6 protein-coding genes are annotated in these 7085 nt (G+C 69.3%); 4 read left to right on the top strand and 2 right to left on the bottom strand.

Annotated features, from left to right (window positions below):
• Positions 1–461: 461 nt before the first annotated feature.
• Entirely contained in the window at positions 462–1514 is a 1053-nt protein-coding gene (locus P6F26_RS18045; protein WP_278030097.1) for a TRAP transporter substrate-binding protein, read from the bottom strand.
• A gap of 358 nt (positions 1515–1872) precedes the next feature.
• Between P6F26_RS18045 and P6F26_RS18040 the strand changes: the two genes are divergently transcribed.
• Both P6F26_RS18040 and P6F26_RS18035 read left to right on the top strand, forming a co-directional pair.
• On the top strand, positions 1873–2505 hold the full coding sequence (locus P6F26_RS18040) for an exopolysaccharide biosynthesis protein (protein ID WP_278030096.1): 633 nt from the start codon (positions 1873–1875) through the stop codon (positions 2503–2505).
• 80 nt (positions 2506–2585) lie between these two features.
• Positions 2586–3068 carry a disulfide bond formation protein B gene (locus P6F26_RS18035; protein WP_278030095.1) on the top strand — a complete coding sequence of 161 codons (483 nt, stop codon included), beginning with the start codon at positions 2586–2588 and terminating at the stop codon, positions 3066–3068.
• A gap of 32 nt (positions 3069–3100) precedes the next feature.
• On the opposite strand, the gene P6F26_RS18030 is transcribed toward P6F26_RS18035, so the two are convergent.
• Entirely contained in the window at positions 3101–3370 is a 270-nt protein-coding gene (locus P6F26_RS18030; RefSeq protein WP_278030094.1) for an usg protein, read from the bottom strand.
• 195 nt (positions 3371–3565) lie between these two features.
• Here P6F26_RS18030 and gyrA point away from each other — a divergent pair, with 195 nt between their 5' ends.
• The gene (gene gyrA / locus P6F26_RS18025; protein ID WP_278030093.1) at positions 3566–6367 is read left to right on the top strand and encodes a DNA gyrase subunit A; all 2802 of its coding nucleotides are present in this window, start codon (positions 3566–3568) and stop codon (positions 6365–6367) included.
• Positions 6368–6556: 189 nt separating this feature from the next.
• Entirely contained in the window at positions 6557–7048 is a 492-nt protein-coding gene (locus tag P6F26_RS18020) for a hypothetical protein (RefSeq protein ID WP_278030092.1), read from the top strand.
• The last annotated feature ends 37 nt before the right edge of the window (positions 7049–7085 follow it).

Below are 7085 nucleotides of genomic sequence, written 5' to 3'. Positions count from 1 at the left end.
CGTCCGGGCGGCCTCCCTTCCGCCCGGACCGGAGGTGGGGCGCCCGGGTGTCCCTTGCGCCACTCGCTCCCTCCGAAACCTTCACCAAAGGATCTCCCCCTCCCCATGGTTGCACGATGCAAATATCAGATACCGGGTCCTGTTCAACACTTCCATGCGTGGCGCGCGCGGCATCGGGCGCAGGCCGCACGCCCTGCGGGCGGTCCCGCGGGCCCTGCCCGGCCCTGCGCCGCGGACCTCCGCACGGCGCCACGCGGCCGGGGGACGGGCCTTCGGGCCAACGCGAAGCGTCGCCTCTGGGCGGGTCTTCCGCACGCCGCCTGCGCCGGGCCCGGACATTGCCACGGCCAGCGCCGGCGCCGCGCCGGAAGCGCGATATGCCGCACCGCCGGCGCGCGCAGGCAAAAGGTCACCACGCGCCACGGCAGGCCCCGGCCCGCAGGAAGCCGGGGCCGCCATCGTCATTCGCCGGAATATTCGGCCACCAGCGCGCGGGCGTCCTCGACCAGCGCCGCACCATCGAGGCCAAGCGCCGTCATCTCGTCGATCCAGCGCTCGGTGACCATGCCGCCGACCTCGCGCAGTTGGGCCACCACGTCATCGTCGAGCGTCACGATCGTGTTGCCGCGCTCGCGGATCGCCGTCTCGGCCATGTCGTCGCCCTCGTCCATCGCGCGCCCGGCCCATGCCGAGATCTCGATGCCCGAGTTCTGGTCGATCACGGCCTGCAGGTCCGGCGGAAGGCTGTCGTAGGTGTCGGGGTTCATCGCCCAGATGAAGAAGGTGTTGTAGAGCGCGCGGTCGCCGCCGATCTGGGTATGGTTCTCGGCCAGCTCCTCGACCCGCAGCGCGGGCACCACCTCCCACGGGATGACGCCGCCATCGACGGTGCCGCGGCTCAGCGCCTCGGGGAAGGCCGGAACGGGCATCCCCACGGGCGTCGCCCCAAGCTCTTCCAGAAGAGCGTTCGCCATCCGGCTGGGCCCGCGCAGCTGGAGGCCGTCGAAATCGTCGATCGACTGGATGGGCGCGTTCGTCGTGTGGATCACGCCCGGCCCGTGGACGTGCACCGCCATCGGGCGCACGTCGCCGAAACGGTCCATCAGGTGCGCTTCGGTGAAGTCCCACGCGGCGCGGCTCGAGGCCTCGGCCGACATCGAGGTCATGAACGGCAGCTCGAACGCCTCGGCCTCGGGGAAGCGGCCGGGCGTGTAGGCGGGGATCGTCCAGCCGCAGTCGATCACGCCGTCGCGGATCTGGTCGTAAAGCGAGGGCGGGGTGCCGCCAAGCTGCATCGCGGGGAAGATCTGCACGTCGATCCGCCCGTTCGAATCCGCTTCGACCTTCTCGGCCCATGGCTCGATGAAGAAGCGCGGCACCGAGCCCATGGGCGACAGGAAATGCTGGCAGCGCAGCGTGACCTCGGCCTGCGCGGTCGCGGCCTGCGTGCCGAGCGTCAGCGTCGCGCCGGCGATGGCGGCGGCCAGCGCCGCCGTCTTGAGAAGTTCTGTCATGTCTTTCCTCCCTGGCCGGTCTCCGCGCGTCATTCGGTGCGGCGGATGCCGGCTTACGAAACTCGTCTCGCCGGGCCGGACGCGCCTCCGACACGCACGGCCCCCGGCCGTATCCTTAACCAGCCGCCGCCCCCTGTCACCCGTTTTTCTGGCCTGGCCGCGGCGGGCGTCCGGCCCTTCTTCCTGTCCCGTCACGGGCCGCGGAAGGCAGGGGCCCGTGGCCCCGGCGAGCTGCCGCCGCGCGCCGGCGGGCGGGGCGACAACGCGCACCCCGCGACGCGCTGGCGAGTGCGCGCGCGATTTGCTAGTCGAAGCGCAAGGCTCGGCCGCGTGGGCGGAGCACAGAGGAGACAGTCCCATGTCGGCACACTCGACCCTGTCGGCAGATCCCGACCGGCCCATGGCGATTTCGCACCGACTGGCGCAGCTGGCCGAGGATGCGACCGGCGAGGCGGTCAGCCTCGACTGGGTTCTCGCGCAGCTTCACGAGCGCGCCTTCGGCCTGTTCCTGCTCGTGCTCGCCCTGCCCTGCTGCATCCCGTTCCTCTACGGCATTCCGCAGATCGTCGCCCTGCCGCTGATGTTCATCTCGCTGCAGATCCTGATGGGCCGCGACATGCCGTGGCTTCCCGGACGGCTCGGGGCGCGCACGGTGTCGAAGCGCGGGCTCGAGGATCTCGCCCGCCGCGCGGGCCCGTGGCTCCGCCGGATCGAGACGGTCAGCAGACCGCGGCTGGGCGCGCTTACCCGCGCGCCGGCCGACCGGGTCATCGGCATCGCGCTCGTCCTGTTCAGCGCGTCGATCCTGGTGCCCCTGCCCGGCACGAACACCGTCCCCGGCATCGCCGTGGTGATCGTGGCCATGGGCCTTCTGCAGCGCGACGGGATCCTCGTCATCCTCGGCTCGCTCCTCGGCACGGCGTGGATCGCGACGCTGCTGATCGCGGGGGCCACGCTCGCGAGCCTCCTGCGGGGATGGCTCGGGATCTGAGGGCCGCGCGGATCGGGACTTGCGCACGGCCGCCGCATGGCTAGGTATCACCCCGGCAACATGACCCTGCGAGGCGTCACATGACCACGACGGCACCGACACGGAGGACCTGGATCGCGCTTGCCGCTGCGGGATCGGCCGCGCTTCTGGCGGGCGCCTTCGGTTTCCAGTATCTCGGCGGGCTTCTGCCCTGCGCCATGTGCATCTGGCAGCGCTGGCCCCATGCCGTGGCAATCGCGCTCGGCGCGATCGGCATGGCGATCCCCTCGGCGATCGTGGCCGGTCTTGGCGCGCTCTCGATGCTGGGTAACGCGGGCATCGCGCTTTATCACACGGGCGTGGAGCGCGACTGGTGGGAGGGGCCGACCTCCTGCTCGGGCTCGGGCATCGCCGACATGAACGTGGCCGACCTTCTCAACCCCGACATGGGCACGGGCATCGTGCTTTGCGACGAGGTCGCGTGGGAGATGCTGGGCCTGTCGATGGCCAGCTGGAACGGCCTGGGATCGCTGGCGCTCGCGGGCTTGTGGATCGTGGCCGCGACGCGCCCCCGCCGCGCCTGATCCTGGGTCCGTCCGGCCCCCGCCGCCGGGCGTCAGTGGTAGGTGAACGTCCCCGTCACGTTGCGCCACTCGCCCGAGGAGATCATCCGGCGATGCACGAAGTGCACGGAATGCAGCGGCCCCTCGATCCGGTCCTGCCAGAATTCGATGAACTCGAAGAGGCGCGGATAATCGGGCGCAAGGTCGTATTCCTGCCAGACGAATGTGTTCAGGACGTTCCGGTAATCGGGAAGCCGGTAGACCATCTCGGCGGTGGTCAGCCCGTAACCTTTCAGCAGAAGCTCGGTCTCGGTGTTTGCCATGCGGCACCTCCTTCAATGCCCCTTCCACCTGCAAGCCTGCCACCGATTCTCTAAAAATCAACAAAAACAGCGTGTTGTCACTCAGCTTCGGGTGCTGCCAAGACATCTCGGCCGGAGCCATTGCGCACCATATCGCGCGTCTTTATACTTGCTCTCAACTAGATATAGAAACGCCCCGACGCCGAGGCCGAGCCTTTGACAGACACGCCAGAACCGCCTGAAAACATGGACGAAACCGGGCCCGCCGCGCCCGGGCCCTCGGGGCCTTCCATCGACATCACGACGGAGATGAAGACGTCCTTCATCGACTACGCGATGAGCGTCATCATCTCCCGCGCGATCCCCGATCTGCGCGACGGCCTCAAGCCGGTCCACCGCCGCATCCTCTTCGCGATGCACGAGACCGGCAACACCCACGAGAAACCCTACCGCAAGTCCGCGCGCCCGGTGGGCGATGTCATGGGCCAGTATCACCCGCACGGCGACAGCGCGATCTACGACGCGCTGGTGCGGATGGCGCAGGACTTCTCCATGTCGCTGCCGCTTCTCGACGGCCAGGGCAACTTCGGCTCCATGGACGGCGACAACCCGGCGGCCATGCGCTACACCGAGGTGCGGATGGCCCCGCCCGCGGCCTTCATGCTGGCCGACATCGACAAGGACACGGTCGACTTCCAGGACAACTACGACGGCAAGCAGCAGGAGCCGACGGTCCTTCCGGCGCGCTTCCCCAACATGCTGGTCAACGGCGCGGGCGGCATCGCGGTGGGCATGGCCACCAACATCCCGCCGCACAACCTTGGCGAGGTGATCGATGCCTGTCAGGCGCTGATCAAGGACCCCGACCTGACCTCGGAACAGCTGATCGAATACATCCCCGCCCCCGATTTCCCGACCGGCGCCCTGATCCTGGGCCGCGCAGGCGCGCGCAAGGCCTACCTCGAGGGGCGCGGCAGCGTCATCATCCGCGCGAAGACCCACGTGGAGGAGGTCCGCAAGGACCGCTACGCCATCGTCGTGGACGAGATCCCCTACCAGGTGAACAAGGCCTCGATGATCGAGCGCATCGCCGAGCTGGTCCGCGACAAGAAGCTCGAGGGCATCTCGGGCGTGGCCGACGAAAGCGACCGCGTCGGCGTGCGCGTGGTGATCGAGCTCAAGCGCGACGCGACGCCGGAGGTCGTGTTGAACCAGCTGTTCCGCTTCACGCAGATGCAGACGTCCTTCGGCTGCAACATGCTGGCGCTGAACGGCGGGCGGCCCGAGCAGCTGACGCTGCGCGGTTTCCTGACCGCCTTTCTCGACTTCCGCGAGGAGGTGGTGGCCCGCCGCACCGCCTTCGAGCTCAACAAGGCCCGCGAGCGCGCGCACGTCCTGTGCGGCCTCGCCGTCGCCGTGTCGAACGTCGATGAGGTCGTGGCGACCATCCGCGCCTCCGCCGACGCCGCCGAGGCGCGCGAGAAGCTGATGACCCGCCGCTGGCCAGCCGCCGAGATCGCGCCCTACATCAAGCTGATCGACGACCCGACGCACAAGATGAACGATGACGGGACCTACAACCTCTCCGAGACGCAGGCCCGCGCCATCCTCGAGCTGCGCCTGCAGCGCCTGACCCAGATCGGCGTCAAGGAAGTCACCGACGAGCTGCAGGAACTGGCCGGCAAGATCCGCGACTACCTCGACATTCTCGCGTCGCGCGACCGCATCCTCTCGATCATCTCCGAGGAGATGGCCGAGGTCCGCGAGAAGTTCGCCGTGCCCCGCCGCACCGAGATCGCCGACTGGTCGGGCGACATGGAGGACGAGGATCTCATCGAGCGCGAGGAAATGGTCGTCACCATCACGCAGGGCGGCTACATCAAGCGCACGCCGCTTGGCGAATTCCGCGCCCAGAAGCGTGGCGGCAAGGGCCTTTCGGGCGGCGCGCTGAAGGAGGACGACGTGGTCACGTCGCTCTTCGTGGCCAACACCCACACGCCGCTCCTGTTCTTCACGACCGACGGCATGGTCTACAAGCTCAAGACATGGCGCCTGCCGATGGGCTCGCGCGCGTCCCGCGGCAAGGCCATCGTGAACATCCTGCCGATCGACACCGGCACCGGAATCGCGGCCGTCATGCCCGTGGACCGCGACGAAGATCACTGGGACGAGTTGCAGATCGTCTTCGCCACCAGCGCGGGCGACGTGCGGCGCAACGCGCTGTCGGATTTCACGAACGTCATGCGAAACGGCAAGATCGCCATGCGCCTGCCCGAGGACCATTCGGTCAGCCTCGTGAACGCGCGCATCTGCTCGGAAACCGACGACGTCATGCTGGTCACGGCGGGCGGGCGGGCGATCCGCTTCCCCACGACGGACGTGCGCGTCTTCAAGGGCCGCGATTCGACCGGCGTGCGCGGCATCCGCCTTGCCGGGGACGACCGCGTCGTCTCCATGGCCGTGATCCGCCACTTCGAGGCCGACCCGCAGGAGCGCGCGGCCTACCTCAAGCAGCGCCGCCTGATGGCCGGCGCCCCCGACGACGAGGTCGAGGCCGACGAGGAGGAACCCGCCGTCGCCGAGGGCCAGCTGTCCCCCGAGCGCTACGCCGAGATGTCCGCCTCGGAGGACCTGATCCTCACGATCACGGCGAACGGGTCGGGCAAGCTGTCCTCCAGCCACGACTATCCCGTTCGCGGGCGCGGCGGCCAGGGCGTGGCGGCGATGGACAAGGCGATGCGCGGCGGGCCGCTCAGGGCGTGCTTCCCGGTCGAAAGCGGCGACCAGATCATGCTCGCCACATCGACCGGACAGTCGATCCGCGTGCCGGTGGACGGCATATCGTTCCGCTCGCGTTCGGCGGGCGGGGTGCGGGTGTTCAACACCGGCGCCGGCGAAGAGGTGGTCTCGGTGGCGTGGATCGCCGACCAGGGCGACGCCGATCCCGACGCGGATGCAAGCGCGGCCGAGGCTGGCGTGACGGACGCCGACGGCACCGACGCGCGCCCCGAGGAGTGATCGAGCGCGGGCGCGTCGCCGGAAGGCCCGCGCGCCCGACCGTGCCCGGCGGCGTAAACCTTTGTGGCGCTTCCGCCTTGAATTGACCCGCTTTTCCACCTGAACCGTCCGCATTCGGGCCGGGTTGAACGGCGAGGCTCCTGCGCGAAGCTGCCGCCCCGGACCGGGGCATTCTTCGTCCGAGGAAATATGCCCCACGACCCCGTGCCTTCGGTGACGCTCAGCGAAGCCGCGCAGACGACCCTGCGCATGTTGATCGCGTCCTATTTCATCGCCGCTGCCAGCGGATCCATCCCCGGTTCCGATACCGCCGTCCTGTTCTCGCCGGTTTTGCCCGCGCCGCTCGACCGGATCGCGGGCTCCAGCGTCGTCATGGCGCTGTCGATCATGGTCATGATCGGGTCGCGCACCCGCCTCGCCGCGATGCTTCTCGGGCTGATGACCTTCTGCGCAAGCTACCTGCACATGGTCGATCTGGGCCTCGAGCGGGTGCTGGGCTTCTTCTGGCGCGACATGGCGCTGATCGCGGCGCTGATGCTGACCTACGGCGGCGACCGGGCACAGGCGCGCAGGCGGCTGGGCCTCCACCTGCAGCCGGCCAGCACGGCCCCGCCGCCGGGCCGCGCGCCGCAGACCGCGCCCGACATTCCCGCCGGGCCGCGCGACGGCGGGCGCGCCTGAGACATCGCGGGGCGGCGCCTTCGCCCCTTGAGAGATC

Source organism: Roseicyclus salinarum, assembly GCF_029624655.1.
In the GTDB taxonomy this organism is placed as follows: domain Bacteria; phylum Pseudomonadota; class Alphaproteobacteria; order Rhodobacterales; family Rhodobacteraceae; genus Roseibacterium; species Roseibacterium salinarum.
The sequence above is the reverse complement of the archived record's forward strand: the minus strand, read 5'-3'. Positions and strand labels throughout refer to the sequence as shown.